General features: G+C 47.1%; 20 protein-coding genes. 9 read left to right on the plus strand and 11 right to left on the minus strand.

Going from position 1 to position 23,272, the window contains the following annotated elements; all coding sequences use genetic code 11:
* Positions 1–468: 468 nt before the first annotated feature.
* Positions 469–2,127 (minus strand): alkaline phosphatase PafA, encoded by a 1,659-nt coding sequence (gene pafA, locus B5D42_RS11120; protein ID WP_078831774.1) that lies wholly within the window; start codon positions 2,125–2,127, stop codon positions 469–471.
* 180 nt (positions 2,128–2,307) lie between these two features.
* On the opposite strand from pafA, the gene B5D42_RS11125 reads away from it, so the two are divergent.
* The gene (locus B5D42_RS11125) at positions 2,308–3,567 is read left to right on the plus strand and encodes an aminotransferase class I/II-fold pyridoxal phosphate-dependent enzyme (RefSeq protein ID WP_078831586.1); all 1,260 of its coding nucleotides are present in this window, start codon (positions 2,308–2,310) and stop codon (positions 3,565–3,567) included.
* 592 nt (positions 3,568–4,159) lie between these two features.
* Here B5D42_RS11125 and B5D42_RS11130 read toward each other — a convergent pair.
* From B5D42_RS11130 to B5D42_RS11140, 3 genes are all read right to left on the minus strand, one after another.
* Positions 4,160–4,960 carry a type II CAAX endopeptidase family protein gene (locus B5D42_RS11130; protein WP_078831588.1) on the minus strand — a complete coding sequence of 267 codons (801 nt, stop codon included), beginning with the start codon at positions 4,958–4,960 and terminating at the stop codon, positions 4,160–4,162.
* A 97-nt stretch (positions 4,961–5,057) separates the two neighbouring features.
* Entirely contained in the window at positions 5,058–6,620 is a 1,563-nt protein-coding gene (locus tag B5D42_RS11135) for an acyl-CoA mutase large subunit family protein (protein WP_078831589.1), read from the minus strand.
* A 28-nt stretch (positions 6,621–6,648) separates the two neighbouring features.
* Positions 6,649–7,152, minus strand: a complete 504-nt coding sequence (locus B5D42_RS11140) for a DUF7935 family protein (RefSeq protein ID WP_078831590.1) — start codon at positions 7,150–7,152, stop codon at positions 6,649–6,651.
* A gap of 157 nt (positions 7,153–7,309) precedes the next feature.
* Here B5D42_RS11140 and B5D42_RS11145 point away from each other — a divergent pair, with 157 nt between their 5' ends.
* Positions 7,310–7,654 carry a HesB/IscA family protein gene (locus B5D42_RS11145; protein WP_078831591.1) on the plus strand — a complete coding sequence of 115 codons (345 nt, stop codon included), beginning with the start codon at positions 7,310–7,312 and terminating at the stop codon, positions 7,652–7,654.
* Positions 7,655–7,793: 139 nt separating this feature from the next.
* Here the strand turns inward: B5D42_RS11145 and secDF are convergent, their stop codons facing one another.
* From secDF to B5D42_RS11160, 3 genes are all read right to left on the minus strand, one after another.
* A complete protein-coding gene (secDF, locus tag B5D42_RS11150; RefSeq protein WP_078831592.1) occupies positions 7,794–10,874 on the minus strand; it encodes a protein translocase subunit SecDF in 3,081 nt (1,026 codons plus the stop codon).
* A 207-nt stretch (positions 10,875–11,081) separates the two neighbouring features.
* Entirely contained in the window at positions 11,082–11,543 is a 462-nt protein-coding gene (locus B5D42_RS11155; protein WP_078831593.1) for an FKBP-type peptidyl-prolyl cis-trans isomerase, read from the minus strand.
* A 37-nt stretch (positions 11,544–11,580) separates the two neighbouring features.
* A complete protein-coding gene (locus B5D42_RS11160) occupies positions 11,581–11,940 on the minus strand; it encodes a hypothetical protein (protein WP_078831594.1) in 360 nt (119 codons plus the stop codon).
* Positions 11,941–12,057: 117 nt separating this feature from the next.
* On the opposite strand from B5D42_RS11160, the gene B5D42_RS11165 reads away from it, so the two are divergent.
* The 3 genes from B5D42_RS11165 (at position 12,058) to B5D42_RS11175 (ending at position 17,115) form a co-directional block, all read left to right on the plus strand.
* The gene (locus B5D42_RS11165; RefSeq protein ID WP_078831595.1) at positions 12,058–12,759 is read left to right on the plus strand and encodes a lysoplasmalogenase; all 702 of its coding nucleotides are present in this window, start codon (positions 12,058–12,060) and stop codon (positions 12,757–12,759) included.
* Between the two features lie 37 nt (positions 12,760–12,796).
* Positions 12,797–16,555, plus strand: coding sequence for a transglutaminase domain-containing protein (locus B5D42_RS11170; RefSeq protein WP_078831596.1), 3,759 nt, complete (start codon positions 12,797–12,799; stop codon positions 16,553–16,555).
* Between the two features lie 200 nt (positions 16,556–16,755).
* Positions 16,756–17,115 carry a hypothetical protein gene (locus B5D42_RS11175; RefSeq protein ID WP_078831597.1) on the plus strand — a complete coding sequence of 120 codons (360 nt, stop codon included), beginning with the start codon at positions 16,756–16,758 and terminating at the stop codon, positions 17,113–17,115.
* A gap of 79 nt (positions 17,116–17,194) precedes the next feature.
* Here B5D42_RS11175 and groL read toward each other — a convergent pair whose 3' ends face one another.
* Both groL and B5D42_RS11185 read right to left on the minus strand, forming a co-directional pair.
* Positions 17,195–18,829 (minus strand): chaperonin GroEL, encoded by a 1,635-nt coding sequence (gene groL / locus B5D42_RS11180; protein ID WP_078831598.1) that lies wholly within the window; start codon positions 18,827–18,829, stop codon positions 17,195–17,197.
* Between the two features lie 47 nt (positions 18,830–18,876).
* Positions 18,877–19,158 carry a co-chaperone GroES gene (locus B5D42_RS11185; RefSeq protein WP_078831599.1) on the minus strand — a complete coding sequence of 94 codons (282 nt, stop codon included), beginning with the start codon at positions 19,156–19,158 and terminating at the stop codon, positions 18,877–18,879.
* 510 nt (positions 19,159–19,668) lie between these two features.
* Here B5D42_RS11185 and nusB point away from each other — a divergent pair.
* The 4 genes from nusB (at position 19,669) to coaE (ending at position 22,141) form a co-directional block, all read left to right on the plus strand.
* A complete protein-coding gene (nusB, locus tag B5D42_RS11190) occupies positions 19,669–20,592 on the plus strand; it encodes a transcription antitermination factor NusB (RefSeq protein ID WP_078831600.1) in 924 nt (307 codons plus the stop codon).
* A 10-nt stretch (positions 20,593–20,602) separates the two neighbouring features.
* Positions 20,603–21,052 (plus strand): DUF1573 domain-containing protein, encoded by a 450-nt coding sequence (locus tag B5D42_RS11195; RefSeq protein ID WP_176112984.1) that lies wholly within the window; start codon positions 20,603–20,605, stop codon positions 21,050–21,052.
* Positions 21,053–21,124: 72 nt separating this feature from the next.
* Positions 21,125–21,466, plus strand: coding sequence for a preprotein translocase subunit YajC (yajC, locus tag B5D42_RS11200; protein ID WP_078831602.1), 342 nt, complete (start codon positions 21,125–21,127; stop codon positions 21,464–21,466).
* Between the two features lie 63 nt (positions 21,467–21,529).
* Positions 21,530–22,141 carry a dephospho-CoA kinase gene (coaE, locus tag B5D42_RS11205; RefSeq protein WP_078831603.1) on the plus strand — a complete coding sequence of 204 codons (612 nt, stop codon included), beginning with the start codon at positions 21,530–21,532 and terminating at the stop codon, positions 22,139–22,141.
* Here the strand turns inward: coaE and B5D42_RS11210 are convergent.
* Together B5D42_RS11210 and B5D42_RS11215 are read right to left on the minus strand one after the other, a co-directional pair.
* Entirely contained in the window at positions 22,117–22,617 is a 501-nt protein-coding gene (locus B5D42_RS11210; RefSeq protein WP_078831604.1) for a GNAT family N-acetyltransferase, read from the minus strand. The two genes, coaE and B5D42_RS11210, sit on opposite strands and share 25 nt — an antisense overlap.
* Positions 22,614–23,228, minus strand: coding sequence for a phosphatase PAP2 family protein (locus B5D42_RS11215; protein WP_078831605.1), 615 nt, complete (start codon positions 23,226–23,228; stop codon positions 22,614–22,616). Before B5D42_RS11215 ends, B5D42_RS11210 begins: the two co-directional genes overlap by 4 nt.
* Positions 23,229–23,272 lie beyond the last annotated feature (44 nt).

The raw sequence follows: 23,272 nt of genomic DNA on the forward strand, positions 1-23,272 counted from the left end.
CCTCTGCTGACGTCTCCCGCAGGATGACTCAGCACAGCATGCATTGCTATCCTTCCGCCGCTGACGTCTCCCGGAGGGGACTCAGCGCAGCACGCACTTGCTATTTCTAAACGCCGTTTATAAATTTTAGGCTTCACGCGGGTGCTGGTGTTATGTCGCTCAGGCCGCTGGGCCTCGTCTTTGCGCCAGCGCTGCTTTGGCCTCTATCAAAATGTGCTGCGCATCATTTTGATTACCTCCGCTTCGCTGGGCACCGAATCCAAAGAGGCGCCTCTGCAAAGACTGGTTTGGTTCTTTTGGTGAAATGGTTAATCACAATGATTTTACGTTGCCTCTGCTGACGTCTCCCGCGGGATGTCTCAGCGCAGCAGGTCAGGCGTCGGTGCTGCTTTGGTTTCTATTGGAATGTGCTGGAAAAAAAACAGCTGCATGAAAAAGCATGCAGCTGTCCGTATAAATAAAAATAGTTTATTTACTCATCACTTCCTCAATCACTTTGCCAACGGCGCCGTTCGGCATTTGTATGCGGAGCAGTGCGGCAACGGTGCTGGCAATATCCGTCATATAAGTTTCGCGGTTGGTCTTTCCTTTGCGGATGCCCCAGCCATACCAGAGCAGCGGAATATGTGAATCGTAAGCGTACCATAATCCATGGGTGGTACCGGTTGCCCCCCCTTCGATATATCCGGGCTTCAGTACGATCTGAATGTCGCCGTTACGGGTAGGATAGTAGCCATTGGCCATTCTTTCCCGCATTACCTGTGGTTGTGGGGTGGTAAGAATATCTGCAGTTTCAAATACATTGGAGATCGCATCCAGTTTACGCATCTGCGCAATGATCATTTTCTTTACAGCTGCTTTGTCAACACCTGCAGAATCAAGTCTGTTGTGGTTCAGGTGCACCTGGTAATTGTACATACTCACTACCGCATTCTCAACACCATATTTTTCCTTGATGCGGCTGTTAAGATCTCGCATGGTACCACTGGCGCTGTACAGACCGTTAGGCAGTTTATTTTCTTTCAGAAAACCCGGTACATGAGAAACGGCATGGTCTGCGGTGAGGAATGCCGTGTACTGGTTCTTACCAACAGTTGCATCGAGGAAGGCAAACAGACGGCCGAGTTCTTCATCCAGCCTGATATAATTATCGACCTGTTCAACCGAATTCGGACCAAAAGAGTGGCCGATATAATCGGGAGACGAGAAGCTTACCGCCAGGAAATCGGTTACAGCACCTTTACCAAGATTTTCGCCTATTACGGCAGCTTTGGCCATTTCCACGGTTAAGGTATTACCCTGTGGTGAAGTGGAGATCTTGCTGTAATCCTTGCCCACATAAGCGGAGAAATTATAAGGAAAGCCCAATGCATCTTTGCCATGCGGTTTGCTTTCATAGTCTTTTACATCTGCTGTAGCATAATCTGCGTATTGTGCAGCCGGAAGTGCCGTATTCCAGTTCAGTTTGTAAAGGGAATCGGCGAGCTTACGCTGGTTGAACTGCTGAACCCAATCGGGCAGCTGGTTCATGTAATAAGTGCTGGTAATGAAATTGCCGCTTTTGCCTTCATACCAGAAAGCGGCATTGGCCGAATGGCCTGCAGGCAGGATTGCGCCGCGGTCTTTCAGGGCAATGCCTACCACTTTGCTGCGGAAGTTGGTAGCCAGCCTCAGTTCATCACAAATAGTAGTGGTCAGCATGTTTTTCGGGCTCATCTGGCCATCCTCGGTAGTAACGCTGCCCACGCCTTTTACACTTTTATCCTCGCTGCAGTAAACCGTACGCATCAGCTGACTGTCCCACCAGGAATTACCCGTAATGCCGTGAATGGCGGGCACGCTGCCTGTATAAACGCAGGTGTGGCCACAGGCGGTAACGGTAGGCGTATAGGGGATAAAGGTGTTCTCGCAGGAGAAGCCGTCGTTCAGCATTCTTTTAAAGCCGCCGGTACTTTTGAACAGCGGGTTGAAACGGTAGAGATAATCCCAGCGCATCTGGTCGATTACAATGCCCACCACCAGTTTGGGTCTTTCAATACCTTGTTCCGGAGCCGTTTTTGCAGCTTTCTGTGCCAGGAGGCCTAAACCCGGCAGCAGGGCCGCCATGAGTACGATCTGTTTTTTCATTGTTCGTGAAGGTTTGATCAATAAGCAGGTTGTGAAGGTAAGATAACCCATTGAAAATTAACATCAGTTTGGCAGCCGGGGGAGGAGGCATGCACACCAGGTGAATAAATCTGCTTGCTGGCTCAGTGTTTTAGGGTTACTTTTGCGGCTAATTGATAACCAAAGTAATAATTTGATAATATGGCAGACATTTTTGAGAAACTGGTTAAGAATTACGGACCGATTGGTCAGCACCGTGAAAGAGCGCATGGTTATTTCGCATTTCCCAAGCTGGAAGGCGATATCGGCAGCCGTATGAAATTCCGTGGGAAAGAAATGATTGTCTGGAGTCTCAATAACTATCTCGGCCTTGCCAACCACCCCGAAATCCGCAAAACGGATGCTGAAGCTGCAAAAGAATTTGGTCTGGCCCTCCCGATGGGCGCACGTATGATGAGCGGAAACAGCAATTATCACGAGCAACTGGAGCAGGAACTGGCTGAATTTGAGCAGAAAGAAGACGCGATCCTGATGAACTTTGGTTACCAGGGTATTATGAGTGCGATCGACGCTATTTGCGGCCGCCATGATGTGATCGTTTACGACGCAGAAAGCCATGCCTGTATCATCGACGGCCTTCGCCTTCACCCGGGCCACCGTTATGTGTTCAAACACAACGATGTGGAAGATCTCGATAAACAACTGCAACGTGCTGCCGCACTGATCGAAAAACAAAATGCCGGTGGTATACTGGTCATTACCGAAGGTGTTTTCGGTATGGCGGGCGATCAGGGTAAACTGAAAGAAATCGCAGAACTGAAAAATAAATACGAATTCAGGTTGCTGGTAGATGATGCGCATGGTTTTGGTACCATGGGTAAAACAGGTGCCGGCGCCGGCGAAGAGCAGAATTGCCAGGACGCGATCGACCTGTACTTCTCTACTTTTGCAAAATCAATGGCTTCTATCGGTGCATTCATGGCCGGTCCGAAGATCATCATCGATTATATCCGTTACAATATCCGTTCACAGATCTTCGCGAAGAGTCTGCCAATGCCGATCGTGATCGGTAACCTGAAAAGGCTGGAAATGCTGCGCACAATGCCGGAGCTGAAAGATAAACTGTGGAGCAATGCACTGAAACTGCAGAACGGACTGAAAGAAAGAGGCTTCGACATCGGTAAAACCGATTCACCCGTAACACCGGTTTACATGAAAGGTGGTGTGGAAGAAGCCACTGCCATGGTAATGGACCTGCGTGAGAACTACCACATTTTCTGTTCTATTGTAGTTTACCCTGTTATTCCTAAAGGACATATCATCTACAGGTTAATCCCGACTGCAGCGCATACCGATGCAGATATCGAGGAAACCCTGAAAGCATTCACCGAAACCAAAGCCAAGCTCGATGCCGGTGCTTATAAAGTGGAAGCAATCCCTGATATGGCCGAAGCAAAATAAAAGATAAGGCAACTGATAAAAAATGCCGCAAAGAAATTTGCGGCATTTTTATTTTATTTCCCATGCTGCCAGCAATAGCTGCTGCCTGTTGCTGCAGCTCTGCTGCACCTGCTGCCTTTTTTTGTTGTTGCCTGGCACTGGCTGCTGTTTTTCTTTTGCGGTATAGAAGGAGATGAGGGCGACTTTGTTTTACCCCGGTCGTTGCATACGCCACAGGAGCCGCCCGACTTACAATGTTTACATGCACTGCAATTGCTACAGGCCCTGCAAGGATCACTGCCGGTGCATTTTCCCGGCGCAGAAAGCGGGGGTACAGCTTTTTCGCCTGCCAGTGTTACTGAACCCGGACCTGTTGTATTGATTGTACGTGACGGAGGAGAACTGATAAAGGACCCGGCAAGTAAAACGATTGTACAAATACAGGCAAGTATTCTCATAGCATTTTTTATAAATATAATATATATGATGGAAGAAAAGAAGCGCAACTCCGGTTGATACCTGCCTTTTTTCCGGGTTTGAAAAAAAGTTTTTACACCGTACTTCATTCCTTCAATACTTTAACTTCAGTCTTATGCAAAATTATCAGTGAATGTCAGCGTACTATTTTTTCCTTTGCCGAAAGGTGTTTAGGTTTATAAAAAAGTATAATTGCAATGCCCCAGATTGTAATGAGCATACCCATATAGTTGTTGGTGTTTTTGTCTGCAAAATCTGCGAGGAAAGCGATGTCTACTGTTGCGTGAAAGATCGCACATACAAGAATGCTTCCTTTTGATGAATTATAAAACCAGGTAAGTAAGATACTGCCTGTTAGCAGACTGAATACCCAGCCAAAAATGCCTGCAACGTCCATGCCTGTGAATCCTGGTCTGTAAAAGAACAGCGGCAGGTGCCATAATGCCCAGAAGATGGTAAGGATAAGACTGGCAGTAAGTGCATTGAACTTTGTCTGTAGCCGCGGAAGTGCAAATCCGCGCCAGCCTGTTTCTTCGCCGAATCCAAAGAAGACCAGATTAAACAGAAAAAAGCCAGCAAACCCAAATGCCGGATATTCTCCGGTTGTCAGCAGACCTGAGAGCGCAACAGGGCTACCATTGATGATAGAATTCAGTAAGGATGCTATAACCGCCAGCAGAAAAGGGCTGAGTAATGCAATCAGAAGGTAAACAACCTGCCCCTGTCGCATTTGTTTGAATAACTGCAGGATGCCGGGCCGTTTTTCATATCGCCAGGTGCTGATCATCGCGGCGATCAAAGGACCGAGCCCTCCAATGGCATGGTGGAACGGCAGAACGGGCAATCCCTCAATTCCTGCCGCAGGCGCATACAAGGGAAACCAGATAATCCAGCTGATCAGGTAAGCAAGAAGAAAGTAAGTGACCAATGGTTTCATACGGATAACGGTTATATAGGACTCCGTTGCTGCCTAACCTTCTTCAGCAGACGTTCACGCAGGGAACGCTGCTCGCCTCTCACTTTGGCCTCACTCATTACCTATACTCCCCAAACTCCTTCCGCAACGTATCCGCGATCTCGCCCAGCGTACAGTAATTTTCAACGGCTTCGATCACCAGCGGCATCAGGTTATTTCCGTTTACGGCTGCTGCTGCAATGGCATCAAGGCATTGTGCTGCTTTGGCTGCATCCCTTCTGGCGCGCAGTGAAGCGAGCTTCTGGCTCTGTACCGTACGGATACTGTCGTCTATCTTGAATCCCGGCACCGGCTCTTCTTTGTCGATCGTGAATTTGTTTACACCAACGATGATCTTGCTGCCATCTTCAATATGGCGCTGGTATTCATACGCACTCCTTGCAATTTCATCCTGCATGAATCCTTCTTCGATCGCACTCACACTGCCGCCCATCGCATCGATGCGCGCTACCAGTTCCCAGGCTTTCTGTTCTACTTCATTGGTCAGTGATTCCACATAATAACTGCCTGCAAGCGGATCCACAGTGTCTGGTGCGCCGCTCTCGAATGCCACAACCTGCTGTGTTCTCAATGCAATACGTGCGGCTTCTTCCGTGGGCAGACTGAGCGCCTCGTCGTAGCCGTTGGTATGCAGGCTCTGTGTGCCGCCCAGCACTGCTGCAAGGGTTTGTATGGTTACGCGGCTGATATTGTTAAGCGGTTGTTGTGCGGTAAGTGTTGCTCCGCCCGTTTGTGTATGAAAACGGAGCATCATGGCTTTTTCGTCAGTAGCACCCAGTTCCTTCATCATGGTCGCCCACATGCGTCTTGCCGCCCTGAATTTTGCTACTTCTTCGAACAGGTTATTGTGAGCGTTGAAGAAGAATGATAACCTTTTGCCGAATACGTTGATGTTCAGCCCTTTCTCCAGTGCTGCTTTTACATACGCTTTACCATTACTCAGTGTAAATGCGATCTCCTGTACAGCCGTGCTGCCCGCTTCCCGGATATGATAACCCGAAATGGAGATCGTATTCCATTTGGGAAGATCCGTACTGCACCATTGAAAGATATCCGTAATGATGCGCATGGAAGGTTTGGGCGGATAGATATAAGTGCCCCTGGCTGCATATTCCTTCAGGATATCGTTCTGTATCGTGCCGGCAATTTTTTTCAGGTCTGCACCCTGTTTTTTCGCTAATGCCACATAAAAAGCCAGCAGGATAAAACCAGTGGCATTGATGGTCATGGATGTGCTTACATCTTCCAGCTTAATACCCTGGAATAGGGTTTCCATATCTTCAATGCTGTCTATCGCCACACCTACTTTTCCTACTTCACCTTCGGCCAGTGCATGGTCACTGTCGTAGCCGATCTGGGTAGGAAGATCAAATGCCACGCTGAGCCCCATTACCCCCTGTGAGAGCAGGTAATGATAACGTTTATTACTTTCTTCGGCAGTGGAGAAGCCGGCGTACTGGCGCATCGTCCATAATTTGCCCCTGTACATGTCGGGTTGTACGCCTCTTGTGTAGGGAAACCGGCCGGGCATCTCTTCAGCTTTGCCTGCCGGGAGATCTTTGGCCGTGTACAATTCTTTTATCTCGATACCGCTATCGGTTAATTTCTGGCTAGGGTTCATGTTGCAATCGTTGTCTGTGGGGGAATCGTTAAAGATGTTTCTTGGCTTCGAAGCTCAAAGCTTCACTTACCAGTTCGTGCAGGTTCGCTTTTTCATCGTTCATCAGAAATTCCAGGATAGCTTTCAGCAGATCGGCTCCGCTTGCCGTTTCCGGCACGATGCTGCCTATCTGGTTAATGATGAGCAGGTTCTTTTCTTTCAATCCTTTTACTGCATTCCAGATTTCCGGAGCAAGGTATACCTGCTGGGTTACGTTATAATCGAATTCATCACGTATGGTTTTGGTCAGCACGTATTGCATTTCACGGGCACTGAGGCCTGCAGGACTGATACGCGCCGCCAGGTTGGGCAATGCGATCCGGTCTGTCATCAATGCGATACGTTCATAAGCCTGGAGGATAAGCGGGGAGGGGCTTTTCTGCTGCTGTTGTTCTTCTCTTCTGCCTTTTCGCTGCAGGTAGATCAGCCAGCCCAGCAATGCTGCAATCATAACGGCTATAACAACGGTAAGCATCATAGTGGTGTCCAGCATCCTTGTGTTTTTTACTTAGGGCACAAAAATAAGGAGGAATAAGTGGTTTACATGAGACTGCTGCACCAATCAGATGTTCCGGCTATCGAAAATGCCTTTAACACGCCGATTGCACGATAAAATGTAAATTTGTATTATAAAACAGTATACAACTATTATGGATACATTAACAGCAACTCCAGTTACACTTACCGCCGGAGCGGTGGAAGAGCTGCGCCGGCTCATGAGCGCCGACGGCTTCGATGCTTCACAATACCTGCGCGTGGGTGTGAAAGGCGGCGGATGCAGCGGTATGACCTATGTGCTGGGATTCGATCAGCCCGACGCCAATGATGCTCATTTTGAGATCGAAGGTGTACGTTGTATCATCAATAAAAGCCACCAGTTATACCTGCATGGCATGGAAATCGACTGGCAGGGCGGACTTAACAGCCGTGGTTTTACCTTCAGTAATCCGAACGCAAGCAAAACCTGTGGCTGCGGAACGTCTTTCGCAGTGTAACATCACATTTATTCTGATTTTTAAGGCCGCACAATCTGTGCGGCTTTTTTGTGTCCGTAACTATTGTCCTGTCTGCACAAAAAAAAGCCCGTCCCACATGATTCCATGTGGGACGGGCTTTGTATAGAAAATAAACTGTTTAGTCTTTCTTGCCGAGCGGCTTGTTCTTGGCAAAATCTACCAGGATCGGTGCCGCTACGAAGATAGAAGAATAGGTACCGGTCAGTACACCGATCAGCATTGCGAACGCAAAGCCCCTTGTTACCTCACCTCCGAAGATAAAGAGGATCAGGATGGTCAGGAACACGGTCAGTGATGTCATGATGGTACGGCTCAGGGTATCGTTGATCGCCCTGTTGATGATAGTATGGTTGCTCTGACCCTTCATCAGTTTGCTGTCTTCACGGATCCGGTCGTACACGATTACGGTATCGTTCATCGAGAAACCGATCACCGTCAGGATCGCAGCGATAAAATGCTGGTCGATCTCAAGCGGGAATGGTACTACTTTTCTCAGGAAGCTGAATACGATCAGTGTTACGAATACGTCGTGCAGCAATGACACGATGGTACCCAGTGAATACCTCCAGTCGCGGAAACGGATGAAGATATACAGACAGATCGCGATGATAGCGAATACAGTTGCTTTTGTGGCACCTGCCTTCAGATCATCTGAAATAGTTGGTAATACAGTCTGTGAGCTTTGTTTGTAGTTCTTTTCAAACTCGTTGAATGTAGTACCTGGTTTCAGGTGATTCTTAAGACCTGTGTACAGTTTGCTTTCTACTTCCGCGTCTACAGTGTTACCCGATTCGTGGATTTTATAAGAAGTAGTGATGTTCAGCTGATGGTTGCCGCCTACGGTTTTGATCACCGGAGCTTCACCGAATGTAGCTTTCAGCTCATCAGTGATCTGCTGCTGATCTACCGCCCTGTCGAAACGGATTGTATAGCTGCGTCCGCCCGAGAATTCAACACCCTCATCGAAACCGTTGAAGAGTGAAGCCACACCCAGGATCAGGATCACAACAGAAATACCGTATGCTACTTTCCTGTATTCGATGAATTTGAACTGTGCATGTTTGAAGATCCTTTTCGAAATGCCGGTAAAGTATTCGAAGTGACGGTTCTTATTTGTATACCAGTCGGTGATCAGACGCGATACCAGGATACCGCAGAACAGCGACAGGAGGATACCGATGATCTGTGTGGTTGCAAAACCAAGTACCGGACCCAGACCGAAATAAGCCAGGATCACAGCGGTCAGTAATGTGGTTACGTGAGCATCCAGCACCGGCGACAGAGACCTCTTATAACCATCGCTCACAGCCAGCTGGTAGCTCTTACCTTTTGTAAGCTCTTCCTTGATACGCTCGAAGATGATTACGTTCGTATCCACAGCCATACCGATGGTCAGTACCAGACCCGCAATACCAGGAGCAGTCAGTGTGAAGCCAAGTGCGCTCAGTACGCCGATGGTGAACAGGAGGTTCAGGATCAGGGCGATGTTTGCCACCCAGCCGCCGGTATTGAAGTACAGCAGCATCAGGGCGAAGATCACGATGAATGATACCAGGAACGACATGGCGCCGCCGGTTACTGATTCTTTACCCAGGGTAGGACCTACTTCCTGGAACTGTACGATCTTGGCAGGAGCAGGAAGTTTACCGCTTTCCAGGATTTCTGAAAGATCTTTTGCCTCCTTGATGCTGTAGTTGCCGCTGATCTGAGAACTACCGGTTGTGATCGGATCGTTTACGTTAGGTGCAGAATATACAAAGTTGTCCAGTACGATGGCGATAGGCTTGCCCACGTTACGTGTGGTCAGTTTAGCCCAGATGCTTGTACCGATCTTATCCATGTTCATTTTGATCGCCACGCGTCCTCTCTCATCATAATCCTGAGATGCACTGGAGATATGGTCACCTTCCAGCTCAGCCTGGCCGTTATCGAGGGTCTTGATCGCATAGAGCATCAGGATGTCTTTTGCTTTCGGATCGTCTCCTGCATCGGCTTTACCGTACATGAACACCAGGTTAGACGGGAATTTGTTCTTTACAAAATCCATTGCCAGGTATTCATTTACAGTTGCTGTGTCCTTAGACATGATATAGCCCAGTGCTGCAGGGAAAACAGGCTTATTGTTCTTATCTGCATAAGGCTGTGTAAACTGGATCAGCGAACCCAGCGGGTTCTTGTTGCCTTTTGCTTTCGCAGTATCAGCTTTCGCTGTTGTGTTGTTGCTGTCTGTTGAGATAGAAGAAAGGGTAGCCGCTTTGGTAGTATCTTCTGTGGTTGTTTTTACAGCCGCTGTTTTAGCAGTATCAACCGCTTTTGCTGCAGCAGTATCCTTTTTAGTGCCGTTGAGGTAATCTTCGAGTGCTTTGTCAGCAGCTACGATGCCATTCTGCAGATCCCTGCTTTCGAAAGTATATACTTCGAAGAACTGGAGGTTGGCGGTTGACTGAAGATAGTTCCTTACGCGTTCTTTATCGTTGGTACCCGCCAGTTCGATGTTGATGATACCTTTGGCAGGATCGGGGTTGATGTTCGGAGATGCAACACCGAAACGGTCGATACGTGTACGCAGGATCCGGTATGTATTGTTGAATGCGGCAACACCCTGCTCTTTCAGGTAATTGCCAACCGCATCATCACTTGAATCGAATTTGATCTTGCCATTGCTGCGTGTTGCAAAGAAAGGAGCAAGTTTACCGGTCGGATTGATTTTTTTATATTCTTCACGGAACAATGTGATCAGATCGGCACCGCCATTGGCTTTACGTACAACTGCTTGCTCCAGCGCTTTGTTGAACTGGGCGTCTTTTGTAAAGTTGGCCAGCGATTTGATCAGTCCGTCAAGACCAACTTCCATTGTTACGCTCATACCACCCTGCAGGTCGAGGCCGAGCATCAGCTCTTTCTCTTTTGCGCTGCGGTAGGTAGTCAGGCCAAATGCAAGCTTGGTGTCTTTGGTACTGTCCAGCAAGTGCTGCAGCCTGTTTTTCTTTACTTCACCGAGGCTGTCTGTATAAGCAGCCTGTAATTCTTTATTTCCTGGATATTTCGATTCGGCAGAAGGGAACCTTTTCATCCATTCAGTTGCTTTGGCTTCCATCGCCTTTTCGTGGTTGTGAACAAACCAGGTAAAAGATAATTGGTACAAGCAGATCAAAATCAGGGCAATTGCAAAAAATCGCACTAAACCTTTCAGTTGCATACGGGTAATGGTTTACTAATTTTTTTTAGAGTGGGCAAAGATAGGGGAATGGTAATGAATTATTCAATACCGTCAAAAGCAAATCGGGCTAATGGTGAAAAATGGTCAATTTGTTGCTGAAATCCGCTGAAATCCAGTGTTTTTGCCCGTTATTTTCATTAAAAAACCGGAGTTTGCTCCGGTTTTTGTATTGTAATATTGGTTTTTTTAATATACGTCCGCCAGGCTTACGTCGAAGTAAAGTGGTGTATTCGGTGGGATATTGTCCTTACCGGTGCAACTGTATGCAAGAGCGGACGGCACGACCATTTTAATGCGGCCCCCTTTTTTAATCAGCGGAATTGCTATTTTCCAGCCATCGATCACCGCACTCAGTGAAAAGGTAACCGGGTTGGCTACGGCCTGAAGCTGGGTATTATCCAGCAATTTCAGTGTGTATATTGCAGAAACAGTAGAGGTAGCAATTGGAGTCATACCTGAACCTGGCAGTATAATTTCATAGAGGATACCACTGCTATGTTCTGTATAATTGATATTATTAGCCTGGCAATATGCCACCAGCACCGCTTTTTCAGAAGTTACAGGAACCGGGTCACAACCCGATGAGGTCTTACCACAGGAAATAAAAAATGAAGCACAGACAAACAGGAAGAAGGGTGTTTTTTTCATGAAGCGTTTTCGTTTTATGGTTGGTTAGTTGCTTATGTTATGTAGTAGACCCCGCATCTTCCTGAATGGCTGCTTCAGGCTGATTTTTTTGTTTTGCTTTTTTTGCCATCAGCTCCCGGTATTGCTGATCCTGGATTTCCCAGCGGAATTTGCGGTACAGAAAAGCCATAAAAAAAGAGATGATCAGGATGGCAAGAATGAATACAACGGAGTTGAATCTTGTATTGGCCACCATATTGGCCCGTTCGTACCAGCCCGATGATAATACCACCAGCACCATAATACCCACCACGAACCCGGATGACATACCTACCAGGAAGGGACGGATGCTGGTTTTCTGGCGTTCGCCATTGACCGACCAATATTGGATAAAACGTTCTTCCTGCTCACTTAACATGCGGCAAATGTACTATAGTTATTCTTTGAACACCCCTTGCGCGTATAAAAACGACAGATATTGCCAAAAGATGATATTTTCACAGACCGAAAGGCTTACCTGCAGCAATACCTTACTATGAACCAAGCTTCCCGTTTTATCCTGGTTGTTTTCTGGGCAATACTGGCGCTTCACTGTGTGTTGCTGTATTATTATATACCCTATATGGCAATCACGAAATTGCTGCTGGTACCTACCTTGCTTTTTTACCTGTTACTGAAGGAAAATCCGGAAAATAGCGCTGTGCCGCGCCGTTTCTTTTATGCCGGTCTTGGATTTGCACTGGTGGGAGATATGCTGCTCATCATTGTCAATACTACTTTCTTCCTCAGCGGTATGATCGCTTTTATACTGATGATGCTTTGTTACAGTATTTTTTTTCTCCGGTTACAACCAGTGAGAAGGATGGGAATAAAGAAAATACTGATCACATTATGCTGTTACGGATCAGCTGCTGTTGCCGCCTACCATTTCCTCGCTGCGGAACTGGGTAAATATAAATGGCCGGTATTTATTTATATGTTCATCATTGCCTGTATGGCAGCGATAGCAGTGAACCTGACCACCAGCCTCAGGTATGGCATGGCTGCCATGCAGCGGTTTGTTCCAGCCTGCCTGGTTTTCACGCTTTCCAATACCCTGCTTGCCCTGAACAGGTTTTACTGGCATGGCGGGAATAAGGTTTACATATTGGTGATGATCACCTACGGCGTGGCGCAATATCTTTTTGTAACCGGTATGGCAAAATGTTACCAGAAGAAAACCCCGGACCTGATTTAGTTGTTATATTCACCTCCCAAAACAACTGCTACACAACATGAAAAGGTCTCTGGTATCTTGCCTGCTGCTTTTATGCTGCAGCGCGCTTTCCGCACAGGATAATTACAAACAGGCATGGGCCGCATTAAACCGGCATGATCATACTGCCGCAGCCAACCTGCTCGGTACTGCGGTTAAAAGCGGTAATTTTTCTCCTGACCTGTTCATTACAAAGATCTATCTCGACGAATACACCGGCAGGGAACGTTTCAATACAACCTTCGCTGCGGACTTCTACGATAAAACGGAAAATCCTTATCCGTATATCTACGCACTCTGGTTCAGTGATGCATTAGTTGGCAGCTATGGAAAGAAAACAAATCCGCACCAGCTGCTCATGATCGAAAAACTGATTAATGATCAGAAAGCACCAGGTACCCTTGTTGCTTCCGCACACTACCAGAAAGGTGCTCACCTGCTGTTCTCAGGCCGGCCGGACAGCGCTGCGATCGCTTACAGTAAAGTTGGGAACCTTCGTAACTGGCAATATGCCGGCCCCTTTGAAAACCTTTCGGAAAGCGGATTCTATAAAAACTACGGGCCTCTTGAAAACCCCGACAGTTCAGCAGTGTTCCTTTCTTCTACCAATGCGCCCGTTAAATGGTTCACGCCGGCAGCGGAGATCAAAGACGGGTGGACACCCGTCAGCTTCCAGTTCAATAAAAGAACAGCTGTGGCATATGCACAGACCTTTGTAACGGCCGGAGAAGACATGGATATCCTGCTGAATGCAGGCGTAACAGGTGCCATTAAAGTATGGTTGAACGATGAACTGCTGATCAGCGAATACAAGGAGCGCATTACGGAAATGGATGCTTATACGGTTGCCGCGCACTTAAAAAAAGGCGTGAACCGGGTGCTGGTGCAGCTGAGCTATTCCAACAGCCAGTACCCGAATTTCAATATCCGGTTAACCGACAAGCAATTCAGAGCGATACCGGGACTGAACGGCAGCAGCCAGTATAAACCTTATAATAAGGTAACATCGCCAACGGCACATCAATTGCTTCCCCAGTTTGCAGAAGCATTTTTTCAGCAGAAGATCGCAGCCGATTCGGCTAATATGGTCAATTATTTACTACTCGCAAGTGTATACAACAGGAATAAGAAAACGCTGGAAGCCCGCCACCTGACAGAGAAAGCCCTGGAACGTGCACCGGATAACTGCCTGTTAAGGCTCAAGCTTATTGAAATACTCGGTAAGGAAGACAACAGGAGTCAGATGCTGGAAGAGATCGAAAAGATCAAAAAAGCAGATCCGGAAAGCCTCCTTGCCATGGAGCTGAAGATCAAGGATGAGATCGCCAATGAAAAGCTGGAAGATGCATTGGTGTCTATCGGGAAAAGAGCAGCGTTATATGGCGAAGACCAGGATGTGGTTTCGTACCGCATCAGCATACTTGCCAAACAGAATAAATATGATGAACTGCTGAAGGCTGCAGAAGAAGCGTATGAAAAATACCCCGAATTGCCGGGGCTGCAGTTTATGATGTATACGATCAAGAAAGAGGTGTATAAAGACACCAAAGCCGCTTTCGGTATCTATGAAAAGTATTTTGAGAATAACTTCAACTATGAAGCAGTGCTCAAATATGCGCAGTTGCTGGAAGAGCAGGGGCAGTCGGAAAAGAACCTGGCAGAGAAGAATAAGCTGATCGGTATGTTCCCGTACGATCCTTCAGGTTATGCGTCTGTTGCCAATTATTACCATGGGATCAAAGATTATGAGAAGGCTGAGCCTTATATCCGCAAAGCGCTGGCATTATCGCCCTATAATGAATATTACTGGGAAAGGCTGGGCGATATCAAACGCGACAATAAACAGCCTGCGGAAGCGATAGCCGCCTATAACCGCTCGCTGCAGTTCTCGCCCAACCAGTATGAACTGATCAATAAAGTAAGACTGCTGCAGGGCAAACCTGAAACATATAAACTGTTCCCGCAAACAGATATAGATGCAGTGATCAGGGAAAACGGTACAGAAAAACCAAAAAGCACGGATTATGGTTATTATATCCTGCGCGATGAAAAGAATGTGATCATGCACCCCGGCGGGGCTACAGAAGTATATGCATTGTTCATGGTGAAGATCACCAGCGAAAAAGGGATCGACCGTTACAAGGAGTCAAGCATCGGTTATGGCAGCAGCCAGGAACTGCTGATCGAAAAAGCAGAACTGGTGAAGAAGTCAGGCACCCGGATCCAGGGTGAAAGAAATGATAACCAGGTTGTTTTCACCAACCTCGAAATAGGGGATGTGGTGGTGTTCAAATACCGTTTACAGCATTATGGTTCCGGAAGGTTTGCCCGTGATTACTGGGATAAATTCCATTTCAATGGCCAGGTTTACACCGTTGTAACTTCTTATAACCTGCTGCTGCCTGCAGATCAGAAAGTACGTTATACGTTTACCAACAGTAACGTGCAGCCGGTTACAAAGAACGTGGAAGATTTTAAAATGTATTCGTGGGAAGTGGTGAAGATGGAACCGCTGAAAGAAGAGCCGCTGATGCCGGTGAATGTTGATGTGGCTTCCGTGCTTCATATTTCAACGCTGGCTTCCTGGCAGGATATCGCCACCTGGTATGCGGATATTACGAGCAACCGGTCTGAAGAAGAGTACGAGATCACCGCGCTTTACCGCTCATTGTTCCCGGATACGAAAAATAAGCAGACTCAGTTTAAGCAGGCGCAGACCATTTATAATTATATTGAGAAGAATATCCGTTACAGTTCCGTATCCTTCCGCCAGGGCGCATACGTGCCGCAGCGTGCATCAGCCACACTTACTACAAGGCTTGGGGATTGTAAAGACCTTTCCAATCTTTTTGTAACACTTTGCCGTATGGCTGGAATCGAATGCCAGCTGGTACTTACGGATACCCGGGATAATGGTGCCACAGACATGATCCTGCCATCGCTGGAATTCAACCATTGTATTGTAAAAGCGAAGCTCGACAATAAAGAGTATTATATTGAACTCACAGATAATTACCTGCCTTTTGCCAGTGTGCCTAACAACCTTCTGCATGCGCTGATCCTTGAGATCCCGCCAAAGAAAACCGATGCGGCCGGAAGTGAGCTGAAATCTCTGGATGCTGTTCACCGTACAAAAGATATCGTCAGGAAAACGATCCGCATCAAACCTTCGGAAAATGACCTCGATATTTCCATCAGTGCGTTGAAGTACGGTGCATTATCTGCAAATACAAGGCAGGATTATGTAAACCTCGAAGAAGAAAAACAGCTTACCGAAATGGAACGTGTGATCGCTTCTTCCTACAAGAATAATATCAAGCTCCTGTCGTTGAAATTCAACGATCTCGGCCAGCTCAGCGATTCTGTTTCCTATAATTACCGTTATACCGTGAAGAATGAAATAGCGGAGATCGGCAGCATGTACACTTTCCGTATCACTTACCCGGATGTGGTGGCTTCGCTGAATAATTTTACGGCTGATACAAGAACCTACCGTATCGAATACCTGAATTATGAAGATGCCGACGAGTACCAGACCATTGTACACATCGATGCGCCTGCCGGAAAGAAATTTGTGGAGCTGCCGGTGAACCAGGAACTGAAATACGGGAAAATGAGTTACAGCCTTACCTATAAGCTGCAATCGCCAGGCAAACTGACCGTTACGCGGAACTTCAGGAGCGACAGGAATGTGATCCCGGCTTCGGAGTATGCGGCATTCAAAAGCTTTTTCGAGAAGATCGTAAAAGCGGAGCAGAAAATGATCGCGTATAAATAAAGAATGATATTATTTTTGCGTTTCAAACGCCGCAGCAGTTCTGTTGCGGCGTTTGCATTACCGTCTGCAATTTGTTTTAAAGCGGTAGATCCTCCTGGTTGCCGTTCAACATTTTGTTTTTGAAGGAAGAAAAGATCTTTTGAACTTTATGTTTTCCCGCTCCAACCACCATTTTTCAAACAATTATAATTTGCTGAGACATGAAAAAGACATTTTTCTGGTGGCTGTTGCCCGCGCTGTTGTTTACCGGTTGCGGGCCGGGTGTTAAAAGAAAGATCGAGATCAACAATGATCATGTATCGATCAAGATCGAGTATGCCGGTGATGTGGAACTGGCCGGGAACGACAGTTCTATCGCGTTTATCTCCACCGGTGGTTACGTGAAGTACAAAAGAGATGATGTACGGATGGTTGCAGAACCGGATGCGAATGGCGTGATCAGCTATAAGCTTTATAACGGAGGCCGCGAACAACCGCTGGATGAAAAAGGGAAGAAAATGCTTATTGCCATTATCCAGGATATGGCCCGCATTGAGGCCGATCAGCAAAAGAAAAAGTAAGCGTAATTACATGAATAGCAAAAGCCACGTATGAACGTGGCTTTTGCTATATGATCTGGCTTACAGCCGGGAGATCTGATTAGTATCCGCCCATGCCGCCCATATCAGGAGCACCATGTGTATGCGGAGCTTCAGGCTTTGGTTTGTCTGCGATCACGCACTCTGTTGTGAGCAACATAGCAGCGATTGAAGCAGCATTTTCCAATGCAACACGGGTTACTTTAGTTGGGTCGATAACGCCTGCTTTGAACAGGTTCTCGTAAACTTCAGTGCGGGCATTGAAACCGAAATCGGCTTTGCCTTCTTTGATTTTCTGAACTACGATAGAACCTTCGATACCGCAGTTGGCTACGATCTGGCGCAGTGGCTCTTCGATCGCTCTTTTCACGATCTGGATACCGGTCAGTTCATCTTCGTTGCCGCCTTTCAGTTTTTCCAGGCTTTCTACCGCACGGATATAAGCAACACCACCACCAGGTACGATGCCTTCTTCAACGGCAGCGCGGGTAGCATGTAATGCATCATCTACACGGTCTTTCTTTTCTTTCATTTCTACTTCTGTAGCAGCACCTACGTACAGTACAGCAACACCGCCGCTCAGTTTAGCCAGGCGTTCCTGTAATTTTTCGCGGTCGTAATCAGAAGTTGTATTCTCTACCTGTGCTTTGATCTGGTTCACACGCGCCAGGATATCAGCTTTTTTACCTTTACCGCCAACGATAGTGGTATTGTCTTTATCGATGGTTACAGAAGCCGCCTGTCCGAGATAGGTGAGGTCTGCGTTCTCCAGTTTGAAGCCCTGCTCTTCGCTTACTACAGTTCCTGCAGTAAGGATAGCGATATCGTTGAGCATTTCTTTCCTGCGGTCGCCAAAGCCTGGTGCCTTTACAGCAGCAACTTTGATGGTTCCGCGGAGTTTGTTCACAACCAGTGTTGCCAGTGCTTCACCTTCGAGGTCTTCAGCGATGATCAGCAGCGGGCGGCCGCTTTGTGCTACTTTCTCCAGGATGTGGAGGATGTCTTTCATAGCGCTGATCTTCTTGTCGTAGATCAGGATATATGGACTCTGCAGTTCTACTTCCATTTTTTCGCTGTTGGTAACGAAATAAGGAGAGATATAACCGCGGTCGAACTGCATACCTTCCACTACATCTACTGTTGTATCGGTGCCTTTTGCTTCTTCAACGGTAATAACACCTTCTTTACCAACTTTTGCCATCGCCTGTGCGATCAGTTTGCCGATCTCACCGTCGCTGTTGGCAGAGATCGTAGCTACCTGCTCGATCTTTTTAGAATCGTTACCTACGGCCTGCGACTGCGACTGGAGGTTCTCGATCACTTTTGCAACGGCTTTGTCGATACCACGTTTCAGGTCCATCGGGTTAGCACCTGCAGCTACGTTTTTCAGCCCTTCGCTGATGATAGCCTGGGCCAGTACGGTAGCGGTAGTAGTACCGTCACCTGCGATATCCGCAGTTTTGGAAGCTACTTCCTTCACCATCTGTGCGCCCATGTTCTCGATTGCATCTTCCAGCTCAATTTCTTTTGCTACGCTTACACCATCTTTGGTTACAGCAGGTGCACCGAATTTTTTCTCGATAACCACGTTACGGCCTTTGGGTCCGAGGGTTACTTTTACAGCGTTGGCCAGGGTGTCAACGCCTTTCTTCATTTTATTTCTTGCTTCGATATCGAAGTAGATCTGTTTAGCCATTTTATTTCAGTTTAGAAAAATTAGACAATAAGCCCGGTTGGGTAAGATTAAACGATAGCGAGGATATCGCTTTCACGCATGATCAGCAGATCCTGACCTTCGATCTGGATCTCCGTGCCCGCATATTTACCATATAAAACGGTATCGCCGGCTTTAACGGTAACCGGTTCGTCTTTTTTGCCGCTTCCGACTGCTACAACGGTTCCGCGCTGTGGTTTTTCTTTCGCTGTGTCAGGGATGATGATTCCGCCTGCAGTTTTTTCTTCAGCAGCGGCAGCCTTAACGATAACCCTGTCATGCAGAGGGGTAACGTTGAGTTTCTTAGCCATACGTTATTGGTTTTTAATTAATAGAGTTAATAATTATGGATGCCCTACCTCGATTTTTATGCCATCCGGTGCAAATAAGCCATTTTTTCAGTCTGGCCGGTTTAAGTCATGTGCAGCGACAAATATGGCAGAGCCGGCCGCAAAGATGGGATAAGTTTTCAATTCACAGTGCCAAAATTTCATAATCGTATAACACTTTGCAGCAGCTGACCGGCTGGCCGGGTTGTTTAAAACAGGTAAATCCGGCCGGACAGATTTTACGTATATAATGTATTGGCGAGAAGGAGTTGAGGAATGATCGAGTTTAAGTGATTGATTTGTAATTAACTATGCATGTAATCAGGTTGTGAATGCAGAGGTATTCATAACCGGTTCCGGTCCGGAAGACCGGGGCCAGTTTATATAGGTTGTATCAAGGTTGAAACCCGTCCGTTCCCGGATGGGTTTTTCATTTTGAATGCCTGTATTTATACAATACCTTTGCGCTCCCCAAATAAGCTCTTATCAGATATGATCAGTAGAAGAAATATCCGGGTTAAAGTAATGCAGTTGCTCTATATCATAGAAACTGCCGATAGTGCCGTGACATTTAAAAAGCCCGAGGATGAATTGAAAAAGCAGCTGGATAAAAGTGCTGAATTGTTCGTTTACCTGCTGTACTTCCTTACAGAAGTAGCCCGCTATGCCGAGACCAGCGCCCGTAAAAGAGCTTCCCGTAACCTGCCCAGCAATGAAGATCTCAATGTAAATATCAAGATTGCCGGCAACGAACTGTTATGGCAGATACTGGAAAGTCCTTCCTTTAAAAAAGCGCTGGAAGATTACCTGCCCCAGAAAATAGCAGATAAAGCCCTCATAAAAAAGATTTACGAAGACCTGACCGAAACCGAGCAATACGCAGCATATATTGCCGTACAGGGAAGGGAAAAACAGTCAGAACGCGATATCATCAAACTGATCTTCACGAACCTGATGCTGCCCAATGAAGATTTTATTGCACATATCGAAGAACATTTCAACAACTGGGATGATGATGCCGATATGATAGACCAGCTGGTAGCCGGTTATCTCCAGAAACCTGCTTCCTATAACCTGCAGGAAATGGTAAGCAGGGAAAAATGGGAGTTCGCGCGTTCACTGCTCACTACCACACTGGAGCGTAAAGAGCAGGCAATGGAGCTCATCAAACCCAAGCTGAAGAACTGGGATGCGGAAAGGATCGCCGTGCTGGATATGATCCTGATGCGCATGGGACTCTGCGAATTATTATATTTTGAGACCATCCCAACAAAAGTGACCATCAACGAATACATCGATCTGGCAAAAGAGTACAGTACAGCACAGAGCGGTCAGTTCGTGAATGGTATTCTCGACAATATCCACAAAGAACTGGATGAGGCAGGGAAGATCCAGAAAATCAATTACAAAAAATAACAGCAGCTATATGAAACCGGTAAAGCGTCTCATCTGTCTTTTTGCAGGAACTGTGCTGATTGCAACAGCCTGCCAGAATAACCAGGATAAAAAAATAGCGGTGAATAAACTGCCGGTGACCGATACCGCTAATTTTACCCAGGCAGAATGGCTCGATTCGCTCGTGAATTTCGGCAGCATTACCATGGGCGAAAAGATCAATATCGTTTTCAGGGTAAAGAATACAGGAACCAAGCCTTTGCTGCTGAGTAATGTAACGCCTTCATGCGGATGCACTGTTGCCGATTACAGCAAGGAAGCCATTGCCCCCGGCGCGGTAGGCATGGTGCAGGCTGCTTTCGACAGTAACCGCTCACATCCGGGAGATGTACGTAAAACGATCACGGTAACCACCAATACGTTTAACGGAGCCGCGGGACGCACACTTATTTTTACCGGATTTATCAAAGAAAAGCCTTAGGCTTACCGTTTACAAGCTAAAAACCTGTAGCTTGCGCTCCGGGTATTCATATTTACTTTTAAAAAGCAAATCATGGTTTATTTAAATTCAGTTTTATTGGCAGGTAACCCGCAACAGGGTGGCGGTACTATTCAATTGGTTATGATGGGAGCGATCATCCTCGTGTTCTGGATGTTTATGATCCGCCCGCAGGCTAAAAAAGCAAAAGAGCAGAAAAAATTCGTTGATAACATGCAGAAAGGTGATAAAGTGGTAACTATTGCAGGTATCCACGGAACCATCAATAAAGTGAATGATGATAACACACTGCAACTGGAAGTTAGTCCGGGCAGTTACCTGAAGATCGAGCGTTCTTCTATCAGCATGGAATGGAGCGCTGCCGTTAACAAGGCTGCTGCTGCAGAGAAAAAATAATCTCTCCGAAATAACTTAATTTCAGGCCCGGAACATGTTCCGGGCTTTTTTATATCTGTAACTATGTATAAAGTTGGTATCACAGGCGGGATCGGAAGCGGCAAAAGCATTGTCACCAATATTTTCAGGGTGCTGGGTATACCGGTCTTCGACGCCGATAAAGCTGCCCGCCGGCTGATGGAAGAAGATCCGGCATTGCGTGAAGGTCTGATCGCATTATTCGGCCCGGAAAGTTTCGCGGAAGGAAAGCTGAACCGAAAATACATCAGCAATATCGTTTTCAAAGATCCCTTCGAACTGGAAAAACTCAATGCACTGGTACATCCCGCTGCCATTGCTGCCGGCGAACGCTGGGCAGAAGCGCAGGACGCACCTTATACTATTAAAGAAGCAGCGCTGTTCTTTGAATCGGGTTCCGCTGCAGGGCTCGACCTCGTAATCGGTGTTTATTCGCCCCGAACGATACGTATCAGCAGGGTTATGAAAAGAGACGGTATCAGCCGCGAGGAAGTGCTCGACAGGATGAGCAGACAGATAGACGAGGAAATGAAAATGCGGCTCTGCGACCGTGTGATCCTCAATAACGATACGGAACTGCTGATTCCCCAGGTGCTGCAGCTACACCATGAATTACTGGCGCTATCTTCTGATCAAAGCGCGAATTCCATGATATGATCGTTCATGTAGAAGCCGTTGCCAACATGGATGTCCACGTCTTCTCTGACGGTAAAACCCTGCTTCTCATAAAATCCCCTGGCCGGGTTATGACGGTTCACCTGTAAGATCAGCGTGTTTCCTGTTTTCGATCTTGCATAACCGATCGCGGCAGCAAGTAATGCTTTCCCTGCGCCGGTTTTCTGCGTATCGGGCATCACATAGAGCTTGTTCAGTTTGAATATGCCTGCGCCTTCATCGGATACTCCTGCAAAGCCATGTGGCTGGCCATCCAGTTCTGCCATATAGAAAAGATGGTTCTTGTTCATCTGTTCTTCCAGCACATTCGGACTGTACATCATATCCATCATATAACTGATCTGCTCCTGCGAGATAATATTTCCATAAGCAGAGGGCCAGGTTGCAAAAGCGATCTGCCTGATGGATTCAATATCTGCGACACCTGCTTCTCGTATGCTTAATGCGGGGATGCTCATCTGTTATGTTTGGGTTTTGCAAAGATCTTTTTGGCAAGCACATGCGATAAATATGCGCTTCCGGCCCCTACAACGGCGCCGGCGAGTATATCGGAAGGGTAGTGCTGCCCAAGGTACATTCTCGAATAACTTATAGCGGTACTCCATGCGTACAGGGGCGCAACAATATACCATTTCTTATACTGAAGCGAGAGCGATGTGGCCGTAGCAAAAGCCAGCGATACATGTCCTGACGGAAATGCCTTGCTGTTATCCGCATTATCAGGATAAATATCCGTATAGGTCTTGTAAGGACGCGGCCTGTTGAATGCCGCTTTCATGATCTGGGTAGAAAGGGAAGCAATGGCTACACTGCCCAGCGCTTCAATACCATTTTCCTTCAGTTTGAGGTTCTTGTTGATCAGGCCAATGGCCACCATTCCCAGCGGAATGCCTACGCCAACCGGTTTGGCAGAAGCAGAAATGCCCCGCCAGGTGCTGCTCGACGGATCCTGCGGATTGATGCTGCGGAGCATATCCACTTCCCATTGTCCCTGGGCGGATGTTTGCAGTAAAAAACAGAAACATCCGGCAAAGACCAGGATGCTTTTCAGGGCTTTAGTCACTTTCATGGCATAATATTACGACCGCAATGCTGAAGAAAATCTGAATTTAA

Source organism: Sediminibacterium ginsengisoli, from assembly GCF_900167075.1.
GTDB lineage: Bacteria > Bacteroidota > Bacteroidia > Chitinophagales > Chitinophagaceae > Sediminibacterium > Sediminibacterium ginsengisoli.

Bases quoted from the DNA above. Each gene is read 5' to 3' on its own strand.
- pafA (WP_078831774.1), bottom strand. From the start codon at position 2,127: ATGAAAAAACAGATCGTACTCATGGCGGCCCTGCTGCCGGGTTTAGGC.
- B5D42_RS11125 (WP_078831586.1), top strand. From the start codon at position 2,308: ATGGCAGACATTTTTGAGAAACTGGTTAAGAATTACGGACCGATTGGT.
- B5D42_RS11130 (WP_078831588.1), bottom strand. From the start codon at position 4,960: ATGAAACCATTGGTCACTTACTTTCTTCTTGCTTACCTGATCAGCTGG.
- B5D42_RS11135 (WP_078831589.1), bottom strand. From the start codon at position 6,620: ATGAACCCTAGCCAGAAATTAACCGATAGCGGTATCGAGATAAAAGAA.
- B5D42_RS11140 (WP_078831590.1), bottom strand. From the start codon at position 7,152: ATGCTGGACACCACTATGATGCTTACCGTTGTTATAGCCGTTATGATT.
- B5D42_RS11145 (WP_078831591.1), top strand. From the start codon at position 7,310: ATGGATACATTAACAGCAACTCCAGTTACACTTACCGCCGGAGCGGTG.
- secDF (WP_078831592.1), bottom strand. From the start codon at position 10,874: ATGCAACTGAAAGGTTTAGTGCGATTTTTTGCAATTGCCCTGATTTTG.
- B5D42_RS11155 (WP_078831593.1), bottom strand. From the start codon at position 11,543: ATGAAAAAAACACCCTTCTTCCTGTTTGTCTGTGCTTCATTTTTTATT.
- B5D42_RS11160 (WP_078831594.1), bottom strand. From the start codon at position 11,940: ATGTTAAGTGAGCAGGAAGAACGTTTTATCCAATATTGGTCGGTCAAT.
- B5D42_RS11165 (WP_078831595.1), top strand. From the start codon at position 12,058: ATGAACCAAGCTTCCCGTTTTATCCTGGTTGTTTTCTGGGCAATACTG.
- B5D42_RS11170 (WP_078831596.1), top strand. From the start codon at position 12,797: ATGAAAAGGTCTCTGGTATCTTGCCTGCTGCTTTTATGCTGCAGCGCG.
- B5D42_RS11175 (WP_078831597.1), top strand. From the start codon at position 16,756: ATGAAAAAGACATTTTTCTGGTGGCTGTTGCCCGCGCTGTTGTTTACC.
- groL (WP_078831598.1), bottom strand. From the start codon at position 18,829: ATGGCTAAACAGATCTACTTCGATATCGAAGCAAGAAATAAAATGAAG.
- B5D42_RS11185 (WP_078831599.1), bottom strand. From the start codon at position 19,158: ATGGCTAAGAAACTCAACGTTACCCCTCTGCATGACAGGGTTATCGTT.
- nusB (WP_078831600.1), top strand. From the start codon at position 19,669: ATGATCAGTAGAAGAAATATCCGGGTTAAAGTAATGCAGTTGCTCTAT.
- B5D42_RS11195 (WP_176112984.1), top strand. From the start codon at position 20,603: ATGAAACCGGTAAAGCGTCTCATCTGTCTTTTTGCAGGAACTGTGCTG.
- yajC (WP_078831602.1), top strand. From the start codon at position 21,125: ATGGTTTATTTAAATTCAGTTTTATTGGCAGGTAACCCGCAACAGGGT.
- coaE (WP_078831603.1), top strand. From the start codon at position 21,530: ATGTATAAAGTTGGTATCACAGGCGGGATCGGAAGCGGCAAAAGCATT.
- B5D42_RS11210 (WP_078831604.1), bottom strand. From the start codon at position 22,617: ATGAGCATCCCCGCATTAAGCATACGAGAAGCAGGTGTCGCAGATATT.
- B5D42_RS11215 (WP_078831605.1), bottom strand. From the start codon at position 23,228: ATGAAAGTGACTAAAGCCCTGAAAAGCATCCTGGTCTTTGCCGGATGT.